This window comes from Massilia timonae CCUG 45783 (genome assembly GCF_000315425.1).
Lineage (GTDB): Bacteria > Pseudomonadota > Gammaproteobacteria > Burkholderiales > Burkholderiaceae_D > Telluria > Telluria timonae.
In genome coordinates, this window is the sequence record NZ_JH992922.1 from 1,920,167 (window position 1) to 1,944,365 (window position 24,199).

General features: G+C 67.1%; 19 protein-coding genes. 8 read left to right on the top strand and 11 right to left on the bottom strand.

The genetic code is table 11. The annotated features are described in order from the left end of the window. Positions 1 to 238: 238 nt before the first annotated feature. Complete coding sequence (dnaE, locus tag HMPREF9710_RS08180; RefSeq protein WP_005665498.1) at positions 239 to 3,733, top strand: DNA polymerase III subunit alpha; 3,495 nt, start codon at positions 239 to 241, stop codon at positions 3,731 to 3,733. 34 nt (positions 3,734 to 3,767) lie between these two features. Here the strand turns inward: dnaE and HMPREF9710_RS08185 are convergent, their stop codons facing one another. Next, a complete protein-coding gene (locus tag HMPREF9710_RS08185) occupies positions 3,768 to 4,595 on the bottom strand; it encodes a glycosyltransferase family 2 protein (RefSeq protein ID WP_005665500.1) in 828 nt (275 codons plus the stop codon). Positions 4,596 to 4,678: 83 nt separating this feature from the next. On the opposite strand from HMPREF9710_RS08185, the gene HMPREF9710_RS08190 reads away from it, so the two are divergent. Further along, entirely contained in the window at positions 4,679 to 5,935 is a 1,257-nt protein-coding gene (locus HMPREF9710_RS08190) for an O-antigen ligase family protein (RefSeq protein WP_229409746.1), read from the top strand. Then, on the top strand, positions 5,925 to 7,649 hold the full coding sequence (gene msbA, locus HMPREF9710_RS08195; protein WP_005665503.1) for a lipid A export permease/ATP-binding protein MsbA: 1,725 nt from the start codon (positions 5,925 to 5,927) through the stop codon (positions 7,647 to 7,649). Before HMPREF9710_RS08190 ends, msbA begins: the two co-directional genes overlap by 11 nt. Before the next feature lie 27 nt (positions 7,650 to 7,676). Here the strand turns inward: msbA and HMPREF9710_RS08200 are convergent, their stop codons facing one another. Beyond that, positions 7,677 to 9,938, bottom strand: a complete 2,262-nt coding sequence (locus HMPREF9710_RS08200; protein WP_005665504.1) for a family 1 glycosylhydrolase — start codon at positions 9,936 to 9,938, stop codon at positions 7,677 to 7,679. Between the two features lie 287 nt (positions 9,939 to 10,225). Here HMPREF9710_RS08200 and HMPREF9710_RS08205 point away from each other — a divergent pair, with 287 nt between their 5' ends. Then, on the top strand, positions 10,226 to 10,462 hold the full coding sequence (locus HMPREF9710_RS08205; protein WP_040775231.1) for a hypothetical protein: 237 nt from the start codon (positions 10,226 to 10,228) through the stop codon (positions 10,460 to 10,462). A 39-nt stretch (positions 10,463 to 10,501) separates the two neighbouring features. Here HMPREF9710_RS08205 and HMPREF9710_RS08210 read toward each other — a convergent pair whose 3' ends face one another. After that, complete coding sequence (locus HMPREF9710_RS08210; protein WP_005665506.1) at positions 10,502 to 12,001, bottom strand: class I adenylate-forming enzyme family protein; 1,500 nt, start codon at positions 11,999 to 12,001, stop codon at positions 10,502 to 10,504. Positions 12,002 to 12,196: 195 nt separating this feature from the next. Between HMPREF9710_RS08210 and HMPREF9710_RS08215 the strand changes: the two genes are divergently transcribed. The 4 genes from HMPREF9710_RS08215 to HMPREF9710_RS08230 are packed head-to-tail and all read left to right on the top strand — an operon-like array spanning position 12,197 to position 15,274. Beyond that, positions 12,197 to 13,081, top strand: a complete 885-nt coding sequence (locus HMPREF9710_RS08215) for a formate dehydrogenase accessory sulfurtransferase FdhD (RefSeq protein WP_051205034.1) — start codon at positions 12,197 to 12,199, stop codon at positions 13,079 to 13,081. After that, the gene (locus HMPREF9710_RS08220; protein ID WP_005665510.1) at positions 13,082 to 13,789 is read left to right on the top strand and encodes an ABC transporter permease; all 708 of its coding nucleotides are present in this window, start codon (positions 13,082 to 13,084) and stop codon (positions 13,787 to 13,789) included. It begins immediately after the preceding gene. Continuing rightward, positions 13,786 to 14,439 (top strand): energy-coupling factor ABC transporter ATP-binding protein, encoded by a 654-nt coding sequence (locus tag HMPREF9710_RS08225; RefSeq protein ID WP_005665511.1) that lies wholly within the window; start codon positions 13,786 to 13,788, stop codon positions 14,437 to 14,439. The genes HMPREF9710_RS08220 and HMPREF9710_RS08225 overlap by 4 nt, the downstream gene beginning before the upstream one ends. 31 nt (positions 14,440 to 14,470) lie before the next feature. Beyond that, positions 14,471 to 15,274, top strand: coding sequence for an ABC transporter substrate-binding protein (locus tag HMPREF9710_RS08230; RefSeq protein ID WP_005665513.1), 804 nt, complete (start codon positions 14,471 to 14,473; stop codon positions 15,272 to 15,274). 7 nt (positions 15,275 to 15,281) lie between these two features. On the opposite strand, the gene HMPREF9710_RS27770 is transcribed toward HMPREF9710_RS08230, so the two are convergent. The 8 genes from HMPREF9710_RS27770 to hemF all read right to left on the bottom strand — a co-directional run bounded on the left by HMPREF9710_RS27770 (position 15,282) and on the right by hemF (position 24,102). Next, positions 15,282 to 16,247, bottom strand: coding sequence for a zinc ribbon domain-containing protein (locus tag HMPREF9710_RS27770; RefSeq protein WP_005665514.1), 966 nt, complete (start codon positions 16,245 to 16,247; stop codon positions 15,282 to 15,284). A 113-nt stretch (positions 16,248 to 16,360) separates the two neighbouring features. After that, positions 16,361 to 18,772, bottom strand: a complete 2,412-nt coding sequence (locus tag HMPREF9710_RS08240; RefSeq protein WP_005665516.1) for a catalase — start codon at positions 18,770 to 18,772, stop codon at positions 16,361 to 16,363. Positions 18,773 to 19,094: 322 nt separating this feature from the next. Further along, entirely contained in the window at positions 19,095 to 20,558 is a 1,464-nt protein-coding gene (gene rng / locus HMPREF9710_RS08245; protein ID WP_005665517.1) for a ribonuclease G, read from the bottom strand. Positions 20,559 to 20,627: 69 nt separating this feature from the next. Then, positions 20,628 to 21,245 carry a Maf family protein gene (locus HMPREF9710_RS08250; RefSeq protein ID WP_005665518.1) on the bottom strand — a complete coding sequence of 206 codons (618 nt, stop codon included), beginning with the start codon at positions 21,243 to 21,245 and terminating at the stop codon, positions 20,628 to 20,630. A gap of 67 nt (positions 21,246 to 21,312) precedes the next feature. Beyond that, complete coding sequence (rlmH, locus tag HMPREF9710_RS08255) at positions 21,313 to 21,783, bottom strand: 23S rRNA (pseudouridine(1915)-N(3))-methyltransferase RlmH (protein WP_005665520.1); 471 nt, start codon at positions 21,781 to 21,783, stop codon at positions 21,313 to 21,315. Between the two features lie 8 nt (positions 21,784 to 21,791). After that, positions 21,792 to 22,508, bottom strand: a complete 717-nt coding sequence (gene rsfS / locus HMPREF9710_RS08260; RefSeq protein ID WP_005665521.1) for a ribosome silencing factor — start codon at positions 22,506 to 22,508, stop codon at positions 21,792 to 21,794. Continuing rightward, positions 22,508 to 23,194, bottom strand: coding sequence for a nicotinate-nucleotide adenylyltransferase (locus tag HMPREF9710_RS08265; RefSeq protein WP_005665522.1), 687 nt, complete (start codon positions 23,192 to 23,194; stop codon positions 22,508 to 22,510). Before HMPREF9710_RS08265 ends, rsfS begins: the two co-directional genes overlap by 1 nt. Continuing rightward, positions 23,191 to 24,102 (bottom strand): oxygen-dependent coproporphyrinogen oxidase, encoded by a 912-nt coding sequence (hemF, locus tag HMPREF9710_RS08270; RefSeq protein WP_005665523.1) that lies wholly within the window; start codon positions 24,100 to 24,102, stop codon positions 23,191 to 23,193. The genes HMPREF9710_RS08265 and hemF overlap by 4 nt, the downstream gene beginning before the upstream one ends. Positions 24,103 to 24,199: the final 97 nt, after the last annotated feature.

Here is a 24,199-nt window from a genome sequence, read left to right on the forward strand (position 1 = left end):
GTTCGACCCGATGGCACGGTCAGCTGTATGGACGATATCGTGGTGGTTGGTTCGACCGCAGCCTGATCGTAGCGTGTCACCTGGCTGGCGCCTCTGGCGACGCTCTTGCGCGTGCAGTCGGCAGGCCGAAGAACGACTACCTCTCGCCGTTTCCGGGTGCGCTGGATTGTCGGCCTTGGTCGCACCACCCCCATACTCCGCCTTCATCAGGTTGTCCGGCTCGCGGTAAAATACCCGGATGACTTCCCCGACTTTCACCCACCTGCGCGTCCACTCCGAATACTCCATCGTCGACGGCCTGGTCCGCATCGACGACCTGGTCAAGGCGGCCGTCAAGGACAACCAGCCGGCGCTGGCCGTGACCGACCTGGCCAACACCTTTTGCCTGGTGCGTTTCTACAAGGCCGCGCGCGGCAAGGGCATCAAGCCGATCGTCGGGGTCGACGCCTGGATCACCAACGACGACAACCGCGACAAGCCGCACCGCCTGCTGATCCTGGCCAAGAACCATACCGGCTACCTGCAGCTGTGCGACCTGCTGGCGCGCGCCTGGCTCACCAACCAGCACAAGGGCCGCGCCGAGATCCGCACCGAGTGGCTGGAGGCGCTGGCGACGTCCGTCTCGACCCTGCATCCCGACGAGCCCCAGGCCAACGCCCTGATCGTGCTGTCGGGCGCCCATTTCGGCGACATCGGCCAGGCGATCGAGAACGGCGATTTGCCGAAGGCCGAGGCGAACGCCCAGCGCTGGGCGCGCATCTTCCCGGGCCACTTCTATATCGAGATCCAGCGCGCCGGCCAGCCGAACCAGGAACAGCAGGTGCGCCACTCGGTGGCGCTGGCCGGCCGCCTGGGGCTGCCGGTGGTGGCCACGCACCCGGTGCAGTTCCTGGACAAGAGCGAGTTCATCGCCCACGAGGCGCGCGTCTGCATCGCCGAAGGCGAGATGCTGGCGAACGCCAAGCGCGTGCGCCGCTTCAACGAGAACATGTGCTTCAAGTCGCAGGCCGAGATGCTTGAATTGTTCAAGGACTTGCCGGGCGCGCTGGCCAACTCGGTCGAAATCGCCAAGCGCTGCAACGTCACGCTCACCCTGGGCAAGCCGCAGCTGCCGAACTTCCCGACCCCGGGCATGACGATCGACGAATTCCTGGTCGCGGAAACGAAAAAAGGCCTCGAGGAGCGCCTGGTCCAGCTGTATCCCGACCCGGCCAAGCGCGAGCAGGAACGGCCGCGCTACGAGGCGCGCCTGGAGTTCGAGAACAACACCATCATCAAGATGAAGTTCCCGGGCTACTTCCTGATCGTGGCGGAGTTCATCCAGTGGGGCAAGAACAACGGCGTGCCGATCGGCCCGGGCCGCGGCTCGGGCGCGGGTTCCCTGGTCGCCTACGCCCTCAAGATCACCGACCTCGATCCGCTGAAGTACAACCTGCTGTTCGAGCGTTTCCTGAATCCCGAGCGCGTCTCGATGCCCGACTTCGACATCGACTTCTGCCAGGAAAAGCGCGAACTGGTGATCCAGCACGTGAAAGACCTGTACGGCCGCGACGCGGTGTCGCAGATCGCCACCTTCGGCACCATGGCGGCCAAGGGCGCGATCCGCGACGTCGGCCGCGTGCTCGACTTCGGCTACAACTTCTGCGACGGCATCTCCAAACTGATCCCGTTCAAGCCGGGTAAACCAGTTTCGATCGCCGAGGCGATCGAGGAAGAGCCGCTGCTCAAGGAGCGCCTCGAGAACGAGGAAGAAGTGAAACAGCTGCTCGACCTCGCGCAGCAGGTCGAGGGCATCACGCGCGGCATCGGCATGCACGCCGGGGGCGTCCTGATCGCGCCGGGCAAGCTCACCGACTTCTGCCCGCTGTACACCCAGGGCGGCGACGCCGGCGTGGTCTCGCAGTACGACAAGGACGACGTGGAGGCCGTGGGCCTGGTCAAGTTCGACTTCCTGGGCCTGACCACGCTCACGATCCTCGACCGCGCCGTCAACTACATCAAGGATCTCGATCCGGCCGAGGCGGATTTCGACCTGGCCGCGCTGCCGCTGGACGACCGCGCGTCGTACAAGCTGCTGTCCGAGGCCAAGACGGTCGCGATCTTCCAGCTGGAATCGCGCGGCATGCAGGGCATGCTGAAGGACGCGCGTCCCGACCGCTTCGAGGACATCATCGCGCTGGTGGCGCTGTACCGTCCGGGTCCGATGGACCTGATCCCCGACTTCTGCAAGCGCAAGCACGGCGAAAAGTTCGACTATCCCGACCCGCGCACCGAGTCGATCCTGTCCGAGACCTACGGCATCATGGTCTACCAGGAGCAGGTGATGCAGATGGCGCAGATCGTGGGCGGCTACTCGCTGGGCGGCGCCGACATGCTGCGCCGCGCGATGGGCAAGAAGAAGGCCGAAGAGATGGCCGAGCACCGCGAGATCTTCCGCGCCGGCGCCGCCAAGGACGGCCTGTCGACCGAGAAGGCCGACGAGATCTTCGACCTGATGGAAAAGTTCGCGGGCTACGGCTTCAACAAGTCGCACGCAGCCGCCTATGCGCTGCTGTCGTACCACACCGCCTACCTGAAGGTGCACCATACCGCCGCGTTCATGGCAGCCAACATGTCGCTGGCGATGGAAGACACCGAGAAGATCAAGATCCTGGTCGAGGACGCGAAAGAAGTCTGCAAGCTCGTGATCCTGCCGCCGGACGTCAACGAATCGCAGTTCCGCTTCACGCCGGAAGGCGAGCCGAGGTCGAAGACCGGCAAGCAGGTGACCAATATCCGCTACGGCCTGGGCGGCGTGAAAGGCGCGGGGCAGGGCGCGATCGAAGCCATCATCGCCGCGCGCAAGGAGGGCGGCAAGTTCAAGGACCTGTTCGATTTCTGCAAGCGGGTCGACCGCAAGCAGATCAACCGCCGCACCATCGAGTCCCTGATCCGCGCCGGGGCGATGGACGCCTTCGGCGTCGACCGCGCCGTGCTGCTGGCGTCGGTGGCGTTCGCGATGGAAGCGGCCGGCCAGGCGGCGGCGGCGGCCAACCAGGTCAGCCTGTTCGGCGGCGACGATTCCGACCTCGTGGCGCCGCCCGAGTACGTCAAGGCCACGCCCTGGACCGACCGCCAGAAGCTGTCCGAAGAAAAGATCGCGCTCGGCTACTACCTGTCGGGCCATATGTTCGACTCGTACGCGCAAGAGGTGCGGCGCTTCGCCAAGACCAAGCTGAAGGACCTGGAGCCGTCGCGCGACCCGCGCATGATGTGCGGCGTGATCACGGGCGTGCGCACCCAGATGACCCAGCGCGGCAAGATCCTGATCGTGGCGCTGGACGACAAGACCGCGGTGCACGAGGTGACGATCTACAGCGAGGTGGCCGAGGCCAACAAGCACGCCCTCAAGGAAGACGAGTTCCTGCTGGTGGTCGGCAAGGTGTCCGAAGACCGCTTCAACGGCGGCCTGCGCATCACGGCCGAGAAGGTGTTCGACATCGCGGCGTCGCGCATCCAGTACGGGCACAAGCTCGAGATGGACCTGAGCACGTCGATCGACCCGGCGAAGATCGCCGACGTGCTGCAGCCCTACCGGGTGCAGGACGGGATGCCGGTCAGCCTGCGGCTGGAGACGAATGGCATTCCCTACGTCATGCAGCTGGGCGACGACTGGCGCGTGGCGCCATCCGACACGCTCAAGCAGGCGCTCGAGCTGACGCTGGGGGCGAAGGACGTGGCGGTCGAATACTGATCGGGTGTTGGCGCGTCCTTGAACCCTGCCGTCGTCAAGACTGCGGGTGTTCGCGCAACCCGATCGTGGCCTGGGTCGTGCCGTTCGCGGCCCGCTCCAGCACCACCTTGCGGTTGCTCGATTCCTGGTCGCGCTGCGCCTCGCGGTGCCACAGGTGCAGCACCTCGGTGGCCAGCGCGCCGTCCTTGCGCAGCACGCCGGCGTGGAACAGGCGCACCACCAGGTCCGAATCCTCGTGGCCCCAGCCGGTGAAGCTCTCGTCGAAGCCGTTCACCTTCACCAGGTCCGATTTCCACACCGCCAGGTTGCAGCTCTTGATGCGGCGCCAGCTGAACTTGCGCCGCACACGGCCGAGGTCGGGCCAGCGCAGCATGGTCTGGATCACCTTGTTCATGTCGCCGGCGAGGCGGTGACGCAGGCGTTCGCCCACGCTCATGCCGGCGACGTCGATGTGCTCGCGCAGCGCACGTTCGGTCAGTCCCTGGCTCAGGAGGATGCGGCTGCCCGACACCAGGAAGCCGGGCTGGGCCAGCGCGCGGTGGCGGCGGATGAAGTCGCGTTGCGGGACGCAATCGCCGTCCAGGAAGATGATATAGTCGCCTGTTGCCGCCAGGGTGCCGCGGTTGCGCGCCATGGCGGCGCGAAAGCCTTCGTCCGGCTGCCACACGTGCCTGACGGGCACCGGCGCCCCGGCCGCCAGGCGCTCGATGCAGTCCCGCGTGTTGGCAGTCGAGCCGTCATCGGCGATAATGATTTCGAAATTCTTGTCGTCCTGTAAAAAACAGGCTTCCACCACCGCCTCCAGGGCGTCGGGCCGGTTGTACGTGGTGATCACGACCGAAATTGTCTGTGTTTGCTGCATTGCTGTCCGATTTTAGGCCTAGGCCGCAAGAATATCCCACAAGAACCTGAATGAACAATAAGCCGATGATGTCCCGGGAGCCAATGCAGGTTTGGATCGGCTTCCAGGTGTTCCTGTTTCCCTTCCTTAGCCTGACCACGCCTTCCGGCATCGGATTTTCCAGCCTCCTGTTCCTGCTGACGGCCCTGTGCGTGCCGCGCAAGGCCTGGGCGGCCTTGACGCCGCACTGGAAAGAGATCCGCTGGGTGGTCGCCGCCTTCTGGTTCCAGTTCGCGCTGGCCATCGTGGCCGTGCTGGTCCGGCCCGAAGCCGGCCTCGATTTCCTCGACAAACCCTCGCGCATGCTGCTCGGCCTGAGCTGCATGGCCCTGGTCCTGCTGGCGCGGCCTTCGCCCGCCACCCTGTGGTGGGGCGTGGTGGCCGGCAGCGTGGCCGCGTTGCCCTTCGTCGCCTGGCAGCGCATCGTGCTGCAGGTCGAGCGCCCCGGCGGCTTCCTGAACGCGATCACCTTCGGCGACCTGGCGCTGGTGCTGGGCCTGGTGGCGCTGACGGCGGCGATCGACTATCGCCACCATACCCGCAAGGCGATGCTGGCCGGGATCGGGGCGCTGGCCGGGCTGGCCGCCTGCATGCTGACCGGCACCCGCGGCGCCTGGGTCGCGCTGGCGCTGGCCGCGCTGCTGTTCCTGAGCTATGCCCAGCTGCTGAAGAGCCGCAAGGTGCGCCTGCTGCTGGCCGGCAGCTTCGCCCTGGTCGGCGCCGCCTTCTTCGTGCCGGCCACCGGCATGCAGGAACGCGCGCTGCAGGGCGTGGACGACGTCCAGACCTGGGTCGACGGCGGCAACGTCTTCACCAACGTCGGCACCCGGCTCGAATTGTGGAAGGGCGCGGCGATCCTGATCGAGGAGCGGCCGCTGTTCGGCCTGGACCGCAACACGGTGCGCGCCGAGATCCGCCGCCTGGTGGAAGAGGGCACGCTCGATCCGGCGATCCTGTCGCTCGAACACCTGCATAATGACGCCCTGCAGGCGCTCGCCACCGGCGGCGTGTTCGGGCTGGCGGCCTGGATCGGCATCCTGGCGGCGCCTTTCGTTTTCTTCGCGCGCCAGCTGGGCCGCAGCAGCGCGGACCGCGCGCTGGGCGCCAGCCTGCCGCAATTCGCGCCGGCGCTGGCCGGCATGCTGGTGGTGCTGTGCTACTTCAGCTTCGGCCTGACCGAAGTCATTTTCTGGTCCCTCAAGGGCAGCATGTTCTATGCGCTGATGGTGTTCCTGCTCATGGGATTCTGCCTGGCCGCCCGGCCGGCAAGGGAAGCAAAGGTTGAACAACGTGGAAACTAACCTCATCGTCCGGCGCCTGCTCGCGCTGGTCAAACCGTATCAGTCGCGCGCCTGGATGGCGCTGCTGTCGATGGCCATCACGGCCGCCACCCAGCCGCTGCTGGGCGAGGCGCTCAAGGTCCTGCTCGACGACGGCTTCAAGGAGAACATCGACTTCAGCCTGTGGTGGATCCCGGCGATCCTGGTGTCGATCTTCATCCTGCGCGGCATCGGCACCTTCGGCACCGCCTACTTCAACAACTGGGTGCTGTCTCGAGTTCTTAACGACATGCGCGCACTTGCTTTTGAACGTGTTTTGCGCCTGCCGGTGGCGCGCTACCAGGACGAATCGACGGGCAAGATCATCAACACCGTGGTCAACGACGTGCGCCAGGTGGTGGACATGATCCAGTCGGTGTTCGTGGCCTGCGTGCGCGACGTGCTGGTGGTGATCGGCCTGCTCGGCACCCTGCTGTACCTGAACTGGAAGCTGACCCTGGTCGCCATCATCGTGATCCCGCTGACCGCCGTCATCGTGCGCACCACCACCAAGCGCCTGCGCAACCTGAACCGCGAGAGCCAGCGCGTCACCGCCGAGATGACCGGCGTGGTCGAGGAAGCCGCGCGCGGCCACCAGGTGATCCGCGTGTTCTCGGGCGAGAAGTACGAGCGCCAGCGCTTCCACAAGCGCAGCGAAGCCCTGCGCGGCTTCTCGCAGCGCATGACGGTGGCCTTCGCCGCCACCACCCCGGTGACCCAGATCGCCACTTCCCTGGCGTTGTCGCTGGTGATTGTGCTGGCGATCCAGGCCGACATGACGGTGGGCGAGTTCACCCAGTTCGTGACCATGATGCTGATGCTGCTCACGCCCCTGAAATCGCTGGCCGAGGTGAACGGCCCGATGCAGCGCGGGATGGCGGCGGCCGAGACGGTGTTCGGGATCATCGATTCGGAGCCCGAGGCCGACACCGGCAGCCGCGAACTGGGTCGCGCCAAAGGCCACCTGGTGCTGGAGAACGTGGTGTTCCGCTATCCGAACGCGCTCAATCCGGCCATGAATGGCGTCTCGCTGGAGGTCAAGCCGGGGCAGACGGTGGCGCTGGTGGGCGTGTCGGGCGGCGGCAAGTCCACTTTCGTGAACCTGGTCACGCGCTTCTACGATCCGGAAGCCGGCCGCCTGCTGCTCGACGGCGTGCCGTACACCGACATCAGGCTGGCCTCGCTGCGCGGCCAGCTGGCGATGGTGAGCCAGAACGTGGTGCTGTTCGACGATACGCTGGCGGCGAATATCGCCTACGGCGCCGAGCAGGTCGACTACGAGCGCCTGGCGGCGGCAGTCCGGGCGGCTCATTTGACCGACGTGGTGGCGCGCCTGCCGGACGGCATCGACACCCGCATCGGCGAGAACGGCTCGCGCCTGTCGGGCGGCCAGCGCCAGCGGGTGGCGATCGCGCGCGCGATCTACAAGGATGCGCCGCTGCTGATATTGGACGAGGCCACGTCGGCGCTGGACAACGAGAGCGAACGCGCGGTGCAGGCGGCGCTCGACACGCTGATGGCCGGCCGCACCACGATCGTGATCGCGCACCGCCTGTCGACGATCGAACGCGCCGACCGGATCGTGGTGATGGAGGCCGGGCGTATCGTGGAGCAGGGGACGCATGACGAACTGCTGGCGATGAAGGGCATGTATGCCAATCTGTATCACCTGCAGTTCACGGCCGAGGCGAAATAACCACCGCCGCCCCACGTGCCGGCGCGCTCAGCGCGCGTAATGCGCCGCTTCCCCCGCCTGCTCGTGGCCAAGGCTGACGCCATTGGCCCTTTCCTGCACCGCTTCCACATACCGCTTGAGCGCATCGTCCAGCGACGGCAACAGCAGGCCGCGCTCGCTGCTCAGGGCGCTGTAGCCCGGCCGGCGCGCGGCGTAGCCGCACTCCTCGACCGAGACTTCCTGAAGCCGCTCGCTCGAGACGCCGGCCGCCGCGCAGGCGCGCCGGGCCAGCTCGAACCAACTGACCGCCTCGCCGTTGGTCAGGTGCCAGATCCCGCGCTCGCGGTCGATCAGCAGGTCGAGCGACACGTTGACCAGGTCGGGCACGTAGGTCGGCGACACCGTCACGTCGCTCGCCGCCTGGAACGGCAGGCCGACGTCGAGCGCGTTCAGGGCCTGGGTCACGAAGTTTTGCTGGTCCCAGGGGCCGAAGAAGGAACTGGTGCGGATCACCAGCGCCTGCGGATCGGCGTCCAGCACGCGCTGCTCGGCCTCCAGCTTGCTGCGGCCGTACACGCCGAGCGGGTTGGCCAGGTCGGACTCGACATACGGCTGTTCCCTGGCGCCGTCGAACACCAGGTCGCTCGAGAAGGTCATGAAGCGCAGCGCATGGCGGATGCAGGCCAGCGCCAGCACGGTCGGGCCCAGCGTGTTCTCGCGCATGCAGCGGTCGAAGTCGGCTTCGGCCTCGTCGACCCGCACGTAGCCGCCGGCATTGACGATCGCCCACGGCTTGAAGCGCACGATCGCCGCTTCCACCGAGGCCGGGTCGGTGATGTCCATCTCCTGGCGCGTCAGCACGTGGCAGGCCAGGTTGCGCTTTTCGCAGATGCGCTTGAAGCTTGAGCCCAGGGTGCCGCTGGCGCCCGAGATCAGGATCGGCTGCACGGGGCTCGACTTGAACTGGCTGCGCACGGCGATGTCGGCCACCGCGGTGCGGGTCGCGACTGGTTTGCACAGGAAGCGGCCCGGCCGGCGCCACCAGCCTTCGCCCTGCAGCACCGGATTCGATAGCGGCCGCTTGCTGGCCAGCTCGCGCATCAGGGTGGCGACCGCGGTCGGCCGCGGCGCCGGGCCGCGCACGTCGAACGGGCCCGGCTCGTAGTAGCCGCGGCATTCGGTCACCAGGCAGTTCCAGTCGAAGGAGCCGAGCAGGGCCCACACCGTGACCGCGCGCACGTCGGCGCCTTGCTGGCGCGCCTTGAGCGCGGCATTCCAGATCTCGAGCAGCCAGCGCATCTGGTCTTCGCGGTTGGCGTCGATATGGGCTTCGGTGATGGCGATCGGCAGCCCATAGCGTTCCCAGGTCTCCATCAGCAGCGGGGCGATCCCCGGCGTGGGCGTGGCCAGCGCGCGCGGCGCCTCGACGTCGGCGTGCGGCACGCCGCGAAACACGTGGCGATGGGTTTCAGGATAGCGCTCGGGACGATGGTCGAGCCAGCGCTCGCTGGTGATGTAGTAGTTCACGCCAACGACGTCGGGCGGGCAGGGGTTGTCGCGGAACCAGCGCAGCTCTTCCTCGCCGGCGCCGGAGTCGAGCAGGTAACGCCACAGCTTGTGGTTCTCGTCGATCATCCCGCACAGCAGGTCCCAGGCCAGCCAGCGGCGCTCGTTGAAGAAGCCGGTGATCTCTTCCATCTCGGGGGTGCCGTAGGTCTTCGACAGGTCGTCGGTCTGGACCAGTTTGGCCTGCGGATTGACGGCGCGGATCGCGCGCATCGACAGCACGGTGGCGCGGCATTGCACCAGCAGGGCGCGGATGAAGGTGGCTTCGTCGCCGCCGTGCGGATACCAGACCCCGGCCAGGCCCGAAAAGCGCGCCGTGGTGCAGATCTCGTTGACCGGCGTGTAGTACTCGATCCAGGGATAGCGCGCCGCCACCGCGCCGGCGTATTCGGCCAGCAGGTCGGGGAAGGCGGGATCGATCAGGCTGGTGTGGCGCGGGCCGCTGCCGTGGTGGACCAGGCCCACGATCGGCGTGACGCCCAGCTGGCGCAGCGCCGGCAGGCGTTCGTCCGGCCACGACCAGTCGGCCTTGTCGACGCCGTCGGGAGCGGTGCGTTCCCACAGCACCGGATAGCGGATCGCCCCGATGCCGAGGGAAGCGAAGCGTTCGATGTCCTGCAGGCGCCCGGCGTGGCCGTTGCGGTCCATCTGGCTGAAGTAATTGTCGCGTACGCGGTTGACCGTGCATTCGAGACCGCCCCAGAGGGCGAGGTCCGGCGTGGAAGAGTCGGTGTGAATATTCATGAAGTCCGTACCTGCGTAATGAACACAGATCCCAGCCTAACGGCCCGGTGCAACGGGCTATGTGAAGTAGCCAACACAATTCGGACTTTTCGGACAAATCCTACTTTCTGTAGGCATTTCTTTATTTACCCTTTATAAGTCAAAGACTTACAGCTATTTACCCGAAGCTTGTGACATCCAGGCACCGCCGTCGGGTCCGGCATGAACCGCTACTGCACCGTTGGCGCGCCGCCGGCCCGCGGTTCGGGAGACAATGTGCGCCAGGATGATATGGAAGGGAACGAGGCATGTACATGGTGTACTGGACGGTCGTGGATGACGAGGGGGCGCAGCCGCATTCCGAATCGTTCGATACCAGCGAGATGGTGGCGGCGATGCAGTTCATGGAAGCGCTGCGCGCGCGCCAGCGCGCCGGCGAAGGCGTGCGCTTCATCACCATGTGCTCGGAGCATCCGGACGTGGTCGGGCATCCGGGCGTGGACGTCACCGGCCCCGATTACAACTGGAAGAAGCGGCGAAGGTAAGGAACTTGGGGGGATAGCGCCAGTGGCGGGAATGACGTGTCACGGCAGGCGGCTCTTCAGGATCTTGCCGCTCGGCGCCGCCGGCAGCGCGTCCATGAACACGATGCGCGCCGGGCGCTTGTAGGGCGCCAGGCGCGGGCGCAGCCAGGCCTGCAGCGCCGCCTCGTCGACCCCGCGCGCCTCGACGAAGGCCACCACTTCTTCCTCGGCCGCCGGCAGCGGCCGGCCCACCACGGCCGATTGCACGACCGCCGGATGCGCGTTCAGCGCCGTCTCGACTTCCAGCGGATAGACGTTGAAGCCGGAGCGGATGATCAGCTCGCGCGTGCGGCCCAGCAGGAACAGGGCGCCGTCGGGATCCTGGCGCGCCAGGTCGCCGGTCGCCAGCCAGCCTTCCGCACGCAGTGCGGCGCTGCTCGCGGCCGGGTCGCGGTAGTAGCCGCGCATGCGTCCCGGACTGCGTATCCACAGCTCGCCGGCCTCGCCCTGCGCCACGTCGAGACCATCGCGCGCCACGATGCGCACCTCGACGCCGGGGATCGGCAGGCCGACCGACGTGTCGGTGCGCGGGGCGTCCAGGCGGGTCTGGCTGACGGTCGGACCGCCCTCGGTCAGGCCGTAGCCGTTGTGCAGCGGCAGGCCGAACGCGGCTTCGACCGCGCGCTTGAGGCTTGGGTCGAGCGGCGAGCCGCCGGCGTAGCAAAAGCGCAGGCGCGACGACAGCGGCCTGGCCGCGTCCTCCACGATCGCCAGCAGGCGGGCATACATCGCCGGCACGCCCTGCACGATGGTCAGCTCGCCGGCGCGGATCGCGGCCAGCAGGGCCCGGGCATCGAAACGCGGCGCCAGCTGCAGGCAAGCGCCCGCGTACAGGGTGCCGAGCAGCACCGAGGTCAAGCCATAGACGTGGGAGATCGGCAGGCCGCCCCAGGCGCGGTCTTCCGGGTTCAGGCCGCGCAGCCGGCTCGAGGTCGCGGCCACGAACAGCAGGCCGGCGTGGCTCAGCATCACGCCCTTGGGCTGGCCGGTGGTGCCGGTGGTGTACATCAGGGCCGCGACCTGGTCGGCGCCCGCGTCCGCCGGCTCGGGCGCGCAGGCGGTGTCGAGCGGGCCGGCCAGCAAGCCGTCAGTCACGCGGCCCGCGCCCGCGCAGGGCAGGGCGCCGCTGCGCGCCGCGTGACGGGCGGCGTCCGGCGAGTTGGCCGTGAGGTAGAGCGCGCGCCGCGCGCCGCTGTGCGCGCGGATGGTGTCCAGTTCGCCCTCGCTCAGGCGGGCGTTGACGATGACGCTCCAGGCGTCGATGGCGGCGGCGGCGAACAGCAGCGCCACCTGGGCCACGCAGTTCTCGGCCACCAGCAGCACGCGGTCGCCGGGGCGCACGCCGAGATCGCGCAGCAGCGCCGCATACGCATCGGCGGCGCCGGCCAGCTGCGCATACGACCAGGTGCGGCCGTCCTCGACGAGGGCCGGGGCGTCCGGGCGACGGGCGGCGCCATGGCGCAGGATGTCGCTGATGCGGCGAAATTCGGTGGACTGCATGACGGTGAGTGGATCGACGGGCAGACTTTATACCGCCTGGCGCGGCGCATCGCAAGCGAACTTGCATAAAAGTAAATGATTTCAGCCGTGCGCCGGCCCTGGAGGTTTATACTATTTTTGTAAAACCGCCAACAACCAACAGGAGACAGTGTCTTGGCCAGGAAGGACGCAAGCGGCAACGGGTTGCACAGCGTGATGCGCAGGGATGCGCGCCATGGGTCTGCGGCCGGCCGGCCGGTGCTGTCCGAGGCGCGCGCCGTCCTGACCCACGAGGTGCTGGCCATCGACGAACGCGGGCGCCGCTCCGGCATCGCCATCCCCGCCGAACGGCCGCTGACGATCTACGTCGACCGGCGCGAGCTGGTCACCCTGATGACGCTGGGCGGCGCGCCCGAGGCGCTGGTGCTGGGCTACCTGCGCAACCAGCGCCTGGTGCGCGCGCTGGAAGACATCGTGTCGATCCAGGTCGACTGGTCGGTGGACGCGGTGGCCGTGGTCACGCGCCACGGCATCCAGGACGTCGAGGCGCGCACCGCGAAGAAGGTGGTCACCACCGGCTGCGGCCAGGGCTCGGTGTTCGGCGGGCTGATGGACGAAGTGGACCAGATCGCGCTGCCTGCCGACGCGCGCCTGGCGCAATCGAGCGTCTACCGCATCGTCGACACCATCCGCACCCAGCAGTCGGTGTACAAGCAGGCCGGCTCGGTGCACGGCTGCGCCCTGTTCACGGAGGGCGGCGAATTGCTGTACTTCGTCGAGGACGTGGGCCGCCACAACGCGGTCGACGCCATCGCCGGCCTGATGTGGCTGGACGGCGTGGAGGGCGCCGACAAGGTGTTCTATACCACCGGCCGGCTCACGTCCGAGATGGTGATCAAGGGCGCCCAGATGGGCATTCCCTTCCTGCTGTCGCGCTCGGGCACGACGCAGATGGGCCAGATGGTGGCCGAGCGGGTCGGCATGTCGCTGCTGGCGCGCTGCAGCGGGCGCCATTTCCTGCTGCTGGCCGGGCATGAACGCCTGGTGTTCGAGCCGCAGCTGCTGGATACGCCCTACGTTCGTCCCGACCTGCGCGATTAGATGGCCCTGCTGGACGCCACCGCGCACGCCTTCGCGCTGCTGTTCAGCGGCGACGCGGCCCTGTGGCACATCGTCTGGGTCTCGCTCAAGACCAGCCTGCTGGGGCTGATGCTGGCCACGCCGCCGGCGGTGCTGCTCGGCTACCTGATCGCCATGCACCGCTTTCCGGGGCGCCGCATCGCGGTCTGGCTGGCCCAGGCCGCGCTGTCGCTGCCCACCGTCCTGATCGGCCTGCTGCTCTACCTGATGCTGTCGCGGCGCGGGCCGCTGGGCGGGCTCGAATGGCTGTTCTCGCAGCCGGGCATCGTGCTGGGACAATGCATCATCGGCTTGCCGGTGCTGCTGGCCTTCACGCTGGCGGCGGTGCAGGCGCTCGACCCGCGCTACGCCGAGACCGCGCTCGCCCACGGCGCTTCGCGTGTGCGCGTGATGTTCACCGTGCTGCACGAGGCGCGCTACGGCGTGATGGCGGCCGTGATCAGCGGCTTCGGGCGCGTGATCTCGGAAGTCGGTTGCGCGCTGATGGTGGGCGGGAATATCGAGGGCGAGACGCGCACCATCACCACCGCGATCGCGCTCGAGACCAGCAAGGGCGAATTCGCCCAGGGCATCGCGCTGGGCATCGTGCTGGTGACCCTGGCGCTGCTGATGAACGGCGTGCTGGTGCTGCTGCAGGGCGAGGCGCACAACCCCGGGGCCCGGCTATGACGGCACTACTCACGGTGCACGGCCTGCGCAAGGCCTACGGCGAGCGCCTGCTGTTCGACGTCGCCCGGCTCGAGATCGAGAAGGGCGGCGCCTACGTGCTGACCGGCGCCAACGGCACCGGAAAAAGCACGCTGCTGCGCATGCTCGGCGGCCTGGAACGTTGCGACGCCTGCACGGTCGAATTCGAAGGCAGCCGCCTGCCGCTGTACCCGTATCCGCGCCAGCTGCGGCGCGGCATCGTCTACGTGCACCAGCACCCGATCATGTTCTCGACCAGCGTCGGCCACAACATCGCCTACGGCCTGCTGGCGCGCGGCGTGGACCGGCAACTGGTGCGCGGCCTGGTCGACGAGGCGATGGCCTGGGCCGGCGTGCTGCACCTGCGCGACAACGATCCTGCGCGCCTGTCGGGTGGCGAGAAGCAGCGCGTCGCGCTGGCGCGCGCGCGCGTGCTGCAGCCGCGCCTGTTGCTGCTGGACGAACCCACGGCCAACCTCGACGGCGCGGCGCGCGAGCAGGTGATCGGGCTGATCCCGACCCTGGTCGAGCAGGGGGCCAGCGTGGTGATGGCCTGCCATGACCGCGACCTGATCAACCTGCCCGGTGTGCGACGGCTCAAGCTGCGCGAGGGGCGATTGGAAGTACGCTGAACCACGTCCCATTACAACAAGGAGAAAGACCATGCAACGCCGTTCACTGCTCGCCGTCCTGCTGTGCGCCACCTTCGCCTCGCCTTCGCTGCTGGCGCAGGAGGTGATCAAGCTGTCCACCACCACCAGCACCGAGAACTCGGGCCTGCTCAAGCACCTGCTGCCGGTGTTCGAAGCCAAGACCAATACCAGGGTCCACGTGATCTCGGTCGGCACCGGCAAGGCGCTCGAACTGGCCAAAAACGGCGACGTCGACGTGACTCTGGTCCACGCGCGCGAGATGGAAGACAAGTTTGTCGAAGAAGGCTGGGGCGTGGACCGGCGCGACGTGATGTACAACGACTTCATCGTGGTCGGCCCGGAATCCGACCCGGCGCGCATCAAGGGCTCGAAGGACGTGGTCGACGCCTTCAAGCGCATCGCCGGCGCGAACGTCAAGTTCATCTCGCGCGGCGACAACTCGGGCACCGACGTGATGGAAAAGGGCTACTGGCAGCGCGCCGCCGTCAAGCCGCAGGGCGCCAACTACGTGTCGGCCGGCCTGGGCATGGGAGAAGTGCTGAACATGGCCGCCGAGATGCGCGCCTACACGCTGACCGACCGCGCGACCTATGGCGCCTACAAGGCGAAGACGGGGCTGGCCATCGTGGTGGAAGGCGACAAGCGCATGTACAACCCCTACGGCATCATCGCGGTCAATCCCGCGAAGCACGCGGGCGTGAACTACAAGGGAGCGAAACAGCTGATCGAGTGGATCACCTCGCCCGAAGGGCAGGCGCGCATCGCCTCGTTCAAGCCGGCCGGCGAGCAGCTGTTCTTCGCGCCGCTGCGCTAAAAGCCTGTCAGCGCGCCGGGTCGTTCATGCCGGTCAGGCTGACCACCTGGCCGTCCTTGACCACGACGCCATCCTCGAGCACGAACGTCGAGGCGCCGTTGACGTCCGGGAGTTCGAGCTCGATCGTGTCGCCGCGCTGCACGAAGCTGCCGCGCGCCGCGCAGGTGCCGAACATCGGCGTCGGCTTGAGCCCGGACGCGTCGGCCAGCAGGAAGAAGAACAGGGTCTCGCAGCTGGCGCCGCGCCCGCCGCTGCTGGCCATCAGGATCGCCTCCTTGCCGCCCGAGAGCGTAAAGCTGCGCAGCGGGAACTGCCAGCCGGCGTCCTCGCCGCTGAACAAGACCCTGCCGCCCAGGGTGACGGCGCGGCTGCCGTCGGCATTCGTGCGGCGGTCGAGCAGGCCGGCGACGGTCGACAGCGAGGCCGGCAGGTTGTCGGCATTGCTGTCGACGAGGCCGCGCGCGGTGACGGCGGCGTCGTTCGCCCGCGCCGGCGCTTCGTCCTGATCGCGCTGCACCGTGACCGCGCGGCCGGCCTCGTCGACGTCGGGCGCGAGCATGGCGGCCAGCACGCCCAGGACGATGGCGGCGATGGTGATGCCGATCCCCCACTGCGACCACTTTCGCTGGACCCGGTTGAAGTGTTCCAGGCTGTCCCACTGCTTGTTCTTCCAGGCCATCTCGCGCCCCTTGAAGCCGAGCCAGAACGCCATGATCCAGCCGACATAGGGAACCATCGCCAGCAGCCCGATCCAGCTGCGGTTGCCGATCGCCCAGATCCAGTTGAGCAGGAAGGCGCCCCAGCTCCAGCCCTTTACTCCTTCCGGAATGCCGTCCGGGATGTCGCCATCCATGCGCGGCGCCGGCGCGGAAGGCTTGTCCAGGTTGACCGGGCTCGTGCCGGCGGCCTTGCCGCACACGGAGCAATAGGCGGCGTCGGGCGCCATCTGCGCGCCGCAATGTGAACAGAACATCGGAAGTCTTTCCTGCAGGTTAAAAAAACGGCGCCGCGAACTGCGCGGCGCCGCTGGACGATTATAACGATCGGCGCGGGTGGGAAACTAACTCTTTCCCACCGTGGCCGGGATCAGACCGATGGCGGATCGGTCTCGCGCGCGAACACGCGGTGCGCGCTCAGGGCCGTCTTGAAGGCGTCGAGCGCCGCGTCGGCATTGGCCGGGTCGCCCAGGATCAGTCCCGGATCGGCCGAACCGTCGGGCAGCTTCTGCGGGATCATGGCTTTCGTCAGCAGGTCGGAACCGCTGCCGTAGGCCAGGATCGGCTTGCCGTGACGGTACTGCTCGCGCAGGAATTCCAGCACCTGGGCATTCTTCGCCAGCGCCTCGGCGGCCGCGGCGCCGTCCGGCACGATCACGCCGTCATACATCACCGACGGCCCGGCCTCGACCGAGATCTCGACGTCGATCGGATCGCCATCGACTGCCGTCACCTTGCCCAGCATATTGCCGACCATGCGCGGCACGGCGCCGTCCTTGAGCAGGCTGGCGTATTGCTTCTTGACCGCCTTGTCGTCCACGCCGCTCGCGACCAGCACCGCGACGCGGCGGCCCTTGATGCCGACCTGGCCCGGGCGGCTCAGCAGCGACAGCGCGGGCGACGGCGGGTACGTTGGGATCGGCGCATCGGTCGCCAGCGGCAGCGGCTCCGGCACTTCCAGGCCCAGGCCCTCGGCCACGCGCGCCACCAGAACCGCGTCGACGTTCGCCAGCAGGGCCAGCGTGCGGATGCGCACCGCCGGCGTCTGCACCCGGGTCAGCTCGAAGCGGAAGGCGTTGACGATGTGGTTCTGCTCGGCCGGCGTCTGGCTTTGCCAGAACAGGCGCGCCTGCGAATAGTGGTCGGCGAACAGCTCGGGCTTGCCGCGCACCTTGTCCTCGCTGATGCGCTCGGGGAAGCTCATGAAGCCCATGCGGCCGGCCTGGAACGGACAGCCGCCGCCCAGCGAATTCGGCTCGTAGTTCACGCGGCCGCGGTTGATCGCCTGGCGGTGGAAGCCGTCGCGCTGGTTGTTCTGGATCTGCACGATCGGCGAGTTGATCGGGATCTCGTGGAAGTTCGGGCCGCCCAGGCGCGTGAGCTGGGTATCCTGATAGGAGAAGTTACGGCCTTGCAGCAGCGGATCGTTGGTGAAGTCGATGCCCGGCACCACGTGCGAGGTGCAGAACGCCACCTGCTCGGTCTCGGCGAAGAAGTTGTCGGGGTTGCGGTCCAGGACCAGCTTGCCGACAGGGCGCAGCGGCACCATTTCTTCCGGCACGATCTTGGTCGGGTCGAGCACGTCGAACGGGAAGCTGGCGGCCTGCTCTTCGGTGAAGATCTGCAGGCCCAGTTCGTACTCGGGGAAGTTGCCGGCTTCGATCGCTTCCCACAGGTCGCGCCGGTGGAAGTCGGGATCGGCGCCCGAGATGCGCACCGCCTCGTCCCACACCAGCGAGTGGGTGCCGGCCAGCGGCGTCCAGTGGAATTTCACGAAGCGCGATTCGCCCTGCGCGTTCACCAAGCGGAAGGTGTGCACCCCGAAGCCCTGCATGGTGCGGTAGCTGCGCGGGATGGCGCGGTCGGACATCGTCCACAGCAGCATGTGCGCGATCTCGGGCGACAGCGAGGCGAAGTCCCAGAAGGTGTCGTGGGCGGTGGCCGCCTGCGGCATGGCGTGGTGCGGTTCCGGCTTGGCGGCATGCACCAGGTCGGGGAACTTCATCGCGTCCTGGATGAAGAACACGGGGATATTGTTGCCGACCAGGTCCCAATTGCCTTCCTCGGTATAGAACTTGACGGCGAAGCCGCGCACGTCGCGCGCGGTATCGGTCGAGCCGCGCTCGCCGGCCACGGTCGAGAAGCGCACGAACACCGGGGTACGCTTGCCCTTCTTCGAGAACGGCACCGCCCGCGTCAGGTCGCTCAAGTCTTCATAGGCCTCGAAATAGCCATGGGCGGCCGAGCCGCGCGCATGCACCACGCGCTCGGGAATGCGCTCATGGTCGAAGTGCATGATCTTTTCGCGCAGGATGAAGTCTTCCAGCAGCGTCGGGCCGCGTAGGCCGGCCTTGAGCGAGTGCTGGTTGTCGGCGACCGGCACGCCCTGGTTGGTCGTCAGGTGGCGCTTGGCAGGGTCGACGCGCACGCGGTCGAGCGGGTCCGTGGTCGGGTTCTCGCCCTCCGGCGGATTGCCGTCGCCCACCTTGTCGTTGGCGATGATCTCGCTGGCGGTGCTGCCGGTGGCGGCATGCGTCGACGGCTTGAACTGCTCGCCTTCAGTCGGCGTGCGCGCCGCCTCGCCGTATTCGCTGGCCTTGGTGGCGTTATAGGGGCGGTCGGCCGCCAGTTCCTGCTCGGACGGGATCTTGTCGAGCAGGCGGTCGGCGACCGGGTTGCTGACACCCAGGCTCTTCGGTGGATCGGCGTCAGAGGGACCGGAAACGGTGCTCAGGATCGAGCCGGCGCCATCGACAGGGCTGGAATGGTTGGAAGTGGTCATTCTTGTCCTCGCTGGTTGTAGGGTTATGAAATAACCTCAACAACATAGCTCAGCAAGAAAACCTATCTCTGTGAGATGACACACACAATGCAATAAATGCATCAAATTATTTCTATCGGGTTGATAGTGGATGGCTATTGCAAGCTCGGTCCACGACCTGGCGCACCTCGAGCGAGCGCAGCCATTTGACGTAGCGAAGGCGAGGGCAACGGCGAAATGCGGCAGGATGGGGTGACGCAGGCCCTGCATGGGTTTACCCTTCGGTTGGCCGTCGCGTCGTGAACTACGCGGCCCCGGCCGAACCGGATGCCCGGCACCGGACCTACATCAGGATGACGTCGTACTGTTCCTGGTGATACCCCTTCTCGACCTGCAGCGAAATGCGCTTGCCGATGAAGTCGCCCAGCATGGCGAGATGCTGCGATTCTTCTTCCAGGAACAGGTCGACCACCTCCTGCGAGGCGACGATGCGGAATTCGCGCGGGTTGAACTGCTTGGCTTCGCGCAGCAGTTCGCGCAGGATCTCGTAGCAGATCGTGCGGCTGGTCTTCACCTGCCCCTTGCCCGAGCAGGCCGGGCAGGGTTCGCACAGGATGTGGGCCAGCGATTCGCGGGTGCGCTTCCTCGTCATCTCGACCAGGCCCAGGGCCGAGAAGCCGCTCACCGAGACCTTGGTGCGGTCGCGCGCGAGGGTTTTCTTGAGCTCGGCCAGCACCGCGTTGCGGTGCTCGTTGTTCTCCATGTCGATGAAGTCGAGGATGATGATGCCGCCCAGGTTGCGCAGGCGCAGCTGGCGCGCGATGGCGTGCGCCGCTTCCAGGTTGGTCTTGAAAATCGTGTCGGCGAAGTTGCGGCCGCCGACGTAGCCGCCGGTGTTGACGTCGATGGTCGTCATCGCCTCCGTCTGGTCGACGATCAGGTAGCCGCCCGATTTCAGGTCCACGCGCCGGCCGAGGGCGCGCAGGATTTCCTCTTCCACGCCGTACAGGTCGAACAGCGGCCGCTCGCCGGTATAGTGCGCCATGCGCGACAGCACGCTCGGGGTGTAGATTTGGGCGAATTCGGCCAGCTTGAGGAAGTTCTCGCGCGAGTCGACCTGGATGCTGGCCGTCTCGTCGTGCACGAAGTCGCGCAGCACGCGCTGGGCCAGGCTCAGGTCCTGGTACAGCAGGGTGGTGGGCGGCAGGGTGCGCGCGCCCTGGACGATAGCGCCCCAGGTCTTGCGCAGGTAGTCGACGTCGGCGGCGATGTCGTCGCTCGAGGCTTCCTCGGCCATCGTGCGCACGATGTAGCCGCCTTTTTCCTCGGCCGGCAGCAGGCTTTGCAGGTGCGCGCGCAGGCGTTCGCGCTCGGCTTCCTTTTCGATCTTCTGCGAGATGCCGATGTGGTGGTCCTGCGGCAGGTACACCAGCATGCGGCCGGCGATCGAGATCTGGGTGGAGAGGCGCGCGCCCTTGGTGCCGATAGGGTCCTTGATGACCTGCACGGTCAGCACCTGGCCGTCGAACAGCAGCTTTTCGATCGGGGTGGGCGGGGCGTTGCCGCCGTCGTGGCTGCGCGCTTCCCAGATGTCGGCCACGTGCAGGAAAGCGGCGCGCTCCAGGCCGATGTCGATGAAGGCCGACTGCATCCCCGGCAGCACGCGCACCACCTTGCCCAGATAGACGTTCCCCGCCAACCCGCGCGTGAGCGTGCGCTCGATGTGCAGCTCCTGTACCGCGCCCTGCAAGACCAGCGCCACGCGCGTTTCCTGCGGTGTGATGTTGATGAGGATGTCTTCGTTCATGGACCCTGCCGTGCGTATTGTTCAGGGTGACATGATACACGCGCCGGCCCTGGGGCCGAAGCGGTGGAATCAGATTGCCAGGCCCGCCTTGCGCAGCAGGTTGGCGGTCTCGAACAAGGGCAAGCCCATGATGCCCGAATGGCTGCCCTCGATGTGCTCGATGAACAGCGCCGCCGGACCCTGGATGCCATAGCCGCCGGCCTTGTCGTAGGGTTCCAGCGTGGCGCAATAGGCCCTGATCCGGGCCGGGGTGAGGGTGGCGAAGCGCACGTTCGACACTTGCGTGACCTGCTCGGCCACGTGCTGGGAATGCACCGCTACCGAGGTCAGCACCTGGTGGGTGCGGCCGGACAGGCGCTCCAGCATGGCGACCGCCTCGCGGTTATCCGCCGGCTTGCCGAGGATCTCGCCGTCGATGGTGACCGTGGTGTCGGCCGTCAGCACCGGCCGCAGCGGCTGGCGCCGCTGCAGCAGGAGGTTGAAGGCGAAGGCGCCTTTGGCCCGCGCCACGCGCGCCACGTAAGCGTGGACGTCTTCGCCCGGCAGCACATCCTCGCTGACGTCCACCATGCGGCCCGGGTCGCTGCGCAGCAGCATCAGTTCGAAGTCGACCCCGATCTGGCGCAGCAGTTCGCGCCGGCGCGGGCTCTTGGAAGCGAGGTAGATTTTATTGTGCTGGTTTTTCATCGCTGTTCTTGACCGCTGTTCTTGATCGCTGTTCTTGACCGCTGTTATTGATCGCTACTGGGCCGCTTCAGACCCTATGGTAAGGATGGTTCTGGGTGATCGACCAGGCGCGGTAGAGCTGTTCCGCCAGCATGACCCGGACGATTCCGTGCGGCAGGGTCATGCTGGAGATGCGGATCAGCCCTTCGGCGCGCGCCTTCAGCTCGGGATCGAGGCCGTCGGCCCCGCCGATCAGGAAGGCGGTGTCGCGGCCGTCGCGCTGCCAGGTTTCCAGTTGTTGCGACAGACCGACGCTGGTCAGGTCCCTGCCGCGCTCGTCCAGGGCGATGATGCGCACGCCCTTCGGCAAGGCCGCCTCGATGCGCTCGCGCTCGAGCGCCATCGCGGTGGCCGCGGTCTTGCTGCCGGAGCGCTCGACCGGCTTGATCTCCTTGAGCACGATGCGCAGCTCGGGCGGCATGCGCTTCGTGTACTCGGTGAAGCCGGACTCGATCCAGGCCGGCATCTTGTGGCCGACCGCGGCAATGATCAACTGCATGAGAACCCTTACTCAGCGTCCTTCTTGATGCGGCGGATCACCTTCTTGACCGGCGCATCGGCGGCCGGGGCGGCCTTCGGTGCGGCAGCCTTGCTCACGCGCTTCGGCGGCTTGGCCTTGGTCGCTTCGACGGCGGCGACTTCGGTCTTGCTCGGTGCGACCTTCACGGTCTTGCCGGTCGGGACTGCCTTGGCGGCGGCTTTCTTGGCGGCCGGTTTCCTGGCGGCGGTCTCGGTCGTGGCCGCGGCCTTGGTCGCGCGCTTGGCGGCCGGCTTGCGTTCGTTGACCGGCTTGGCTTCTTCCTGCGCCTGGTTGGCAGCCAGGTGCTTCGACTTCGGCTTGACGGCGTCGGCTTCGATGCCTTCAGCGGTCGACTTGCGCTTGGCGGCGCCCAGCTTGACCGGCTTCTCGCCCCAGATTTCCTCGAGGCGGTAGTATTGGCGGATGGCCGGCTGCATGATGTGGACGATCATGTCGCCCAGGTCGACCAGCACCCATTCGCCGGTGTCTTCGCCTTCCAGGCCGACCACGTCGCCGCCCGCCGCCTTGACCTTGTCGCGCACCGAGGCGGCCAGCGCCTTGGTCTGGCGGTTCGACGTACCCGAGACTACCGCGATGCGGTCGAACAGGCTGGTCAGGTGGGTCGTGTCGAACAGGACGATGTCCTGGCCCTTCACATCTTCCAGGGCGTCGACGACGAGGGTTTGCAGTTTCTTGATATCCATTAGTTTTTGTACAGGTTATGTTGTTGAATATAGTCTAGCACTTGCGCCATCCCGAGCGCGCTTGCATCCGCGCCGGATTGCAAGGCCGCGCGCAGCTGGCTGGACGAGAGATCCACGTCCAGCGTCGGCGCAAGGCAGACTTTTCCGTGCGCCAGCAGGCGCACGGTGTCGGGCGTTGCAAGCCGCGTCGACAGTTCTTGGGCCACCACCGGCGGCAATGCTTCCTGCGCCAGGTCGTAGCCGGGGCGTGTCGCCACGCCCAGGTTGGCAAGGGCGAACAGTTCGCGCCACTCGTTCCAGCTGTCGAGCTTGCGCAACTGGTCGGCGCCCATCAGGAACACGATCGAGGTGCGCGGGCCCAGTTCCGCGCGCAATGCGCGCAGGGTTTCGACCGTATACGTTGGCGTTCTACGTTCGATTTCCTGCAGGTCGATCGTGACCGGCAGGCTCGTGCTCCTCAGCGAAGCGAAGGCCAGTTCGAGCATCGCGACGCGGTCGGCATCGCTGGCCTCGAGGCCGTTCTTCTGCCACGGCTGGCCGGCCGGCAGGATGCGCAAGGCGTCCGGCCGCAACAGGCTGGCGAACAGCTGCGCCAGTGCGACGTGGCCCTGGTGCACCGGATCGAAACTGCCGCCGAGGACGGCGACGCAGGGGTTGCGCCCGGACGCGCCGGCGGCCAGGGTCACGGCGCCAGCCAGTCCCGGTGCACCAGGAAGTCGGAGTACAGCCGTGCCTCGGGGCTGCCGGGTTCGGGATGCCAGTCGTAGCGCCATTTGACGATCGGCGGCATCGACATCAGGATCGCCTCGGTCCGCCCGCCCGACTGCAGGCCGAACAGGGTGCCGCGGTCCCACACCAGGTTGAACTCGACGTAGCGGCCGCGCCGGTAGGCCTGGAAGTCGCGCTCGCGTTCGCCATAAGCCTGATCTTTGCGGCGTTGCAGGATCGGCAAATAGGCGTCCAGGAAGCGCTCGCCGACGGTCCTCACCATGGCGTACGATTGCTCGAAGCCGAGCTCGTTGAAATCGTCGAAGAAGATGCCGCCCACGCCGCGCGGTTCCTTGCGGTGCTTCAGGTAGAAGTAGTCGTCGCACCAGGTCTTGAAGCGCGGATGCAGTTCGTCTCCGAACGGCGCCAGCGCGTCGCGGCAGGCCTGGTGGAAGTGGCGCGCGTCCTCGACTTCGCCGTAATACGGGGTCAGGTCCATGCCGCCGCCGAACCACCAGACCGGTTCCTTGCCGGGCGCGGTCGCTTCAAAAAAGCGCACGTTCATGTGCACCGTCGGAGCGTAGGGGTTACGCGGATGCAGCACCAGCGACACGCCCATCGCTTCCCAGGCGCGGCCGGCCAGTTCCGGACGCACGGCGGTGGCCGACGCCGGCAGCGTGGCGCCGCGCACATGCGAGAAGTTGACGCCGCCCCGTTCGAGGACATTGCCTTCCTCGACCAGGCGCGAGATGCCGCCGCCGCCTTCGGGGCGCTGCCATTCTTCGCGCAGGAACGGTTTGCCGTCGACCTGTTCGAGACCGTGGACGATGCGCGCCTGGAGCTCGAGCAGCCAGGCCTTGATGGCGGCGGGATTGGGGGAAGACATGAAGAGTGACCGACTGGGAATGAAAAGTGGGCCGATTGTACACCGGCCCACGAAATAGCTACATCTGGCGTTGGTTGCGAAAGGCGTGGAGCCTGCC

Excerpts from the sequence above, each read along its gene's own strand:
- rlmH (WP_005665520.1), bottom strand. The coding sequence starts at position 21,783 with ATGCAGTTGATCATTGCCGCGGTCGGCCACAAGATGCCGGCCTGGATC.
- rsfS (WP_005665521.1), bottom strand. The coding sequence starts at position 22,508 with ATGGATATCAAGAAACTGCAAACCCTCGTCGTCGACGCCCTGGAAGAT.
- HMPREF9710_RS08185 (WP_005665500.1), bottom strand. The coding sequence starts at position 4,595 with ATGCAGCAAACACAGACAATTTCGGTCGTGATCACCACGTACAACCGG.
- dnaE (WP_005665498.1), top strand. The coding sequence starts at position 239 with ATGACTTCCCCGACTTTCACCCACCTGCGCGTCCACTCCGAATACTCC.
- HMPREF9710_RS08230 (WP_005665513.1), top strand. The coding sequence starts at position 14,471 with ATGCAACGCCGTTCACTGCTCGCCGTCCTGCTGTGCGCCACCTTCGCC.
- HMPREF9710_RS08225 (WP_005665511.1), top strand. The coding sequence starts at position 13,786 with ATGACGGCACTACTCACGGTGCACGGCCTGCGCAAGGCCTACGGCGAG.
- HMPREF9710_RS08200 (WP_005665504.1), bottom strand. The coding sequence starts at position 9,938 with ATGAATATTCACACCGACTCTTCCACGCCGGACCTCGCCCTCTGGGGC.
- HMPREF9710_RS08250 (WP_005665518.1), bottom strand. The coding sequence starts at position 21,245 with ATGAAAAACCAGCACAATAAAATCTACCTCGCTTCCAAGAGCCCGCGC.
- HMPREF9710_RS08190 (WP_229409746.1), top strand. The coding sequence starts at position 4,679 with ATGCAGGTTTGGATCGGCTTCCAGGTGTTCCTGTTTCCCTTCCTTAGC.
- HMPREF9710_RS08215 (WP_051205034.1), top strand. The coding sequence starts at position 12,197 with ATGCGCAGGGATGCGCGCCATGGGTCTGCGGCCGGCCGGCCGGTGCTG.
- rng (WP_005665517.1), bottom strand. The coding sequence starts at position 20,558 with ATGAACGAAGACATCCTCATCAACATCACACCGCAGGAAACGCGCGTG.
- HMPREF9710_RS08240 (WP_005665516.1), bottom strand. The coding sequence starts at position 18,772 with ATGACCACTTCCAACCATTCCAGCCCTGTCGATGGCGCCGGCTCGATC.
- HMPREF9710_RS27770 (WP_005665514.1), bottom strand. The coding sequence starts at position 16,247 with ATGTTCTGTTCACATTGCGGCGCGCAGATGGCGCCCGACGCCGCCTAT.
- HMPREF9710_RS08220 (WP_005665510.1), top strand. The coding sequence starts at position 13,082 with ATGGCCCTGCTGGACGCCACCGCGCACGCCTTCGCGCTGCTGTTCAGC.
- HMPREF9710_RS08205 (WP_040775231.1), top strand. The coding sequence starts at position 10,226 with ATGTACATGGTGTACTGGACGGTCGTGGATGACGAGGGGGCGCAGCCG.
- hemF (WP_005665523.1), bottom strand. The coding sequence starts at position 24,102 with ATGTCTTCCCCCAATCCCGCCGCCATCAAGGCCTGGCTGCTCGAGCTC.
- HMPREF9710_RS08210 (WP_005665506.1), bottom strand. The coding sequence starts at position 12,001 with ATGCAGTCCACCGAATTTCGCCGCATCAGCGACATCCTGCGCCATGGC.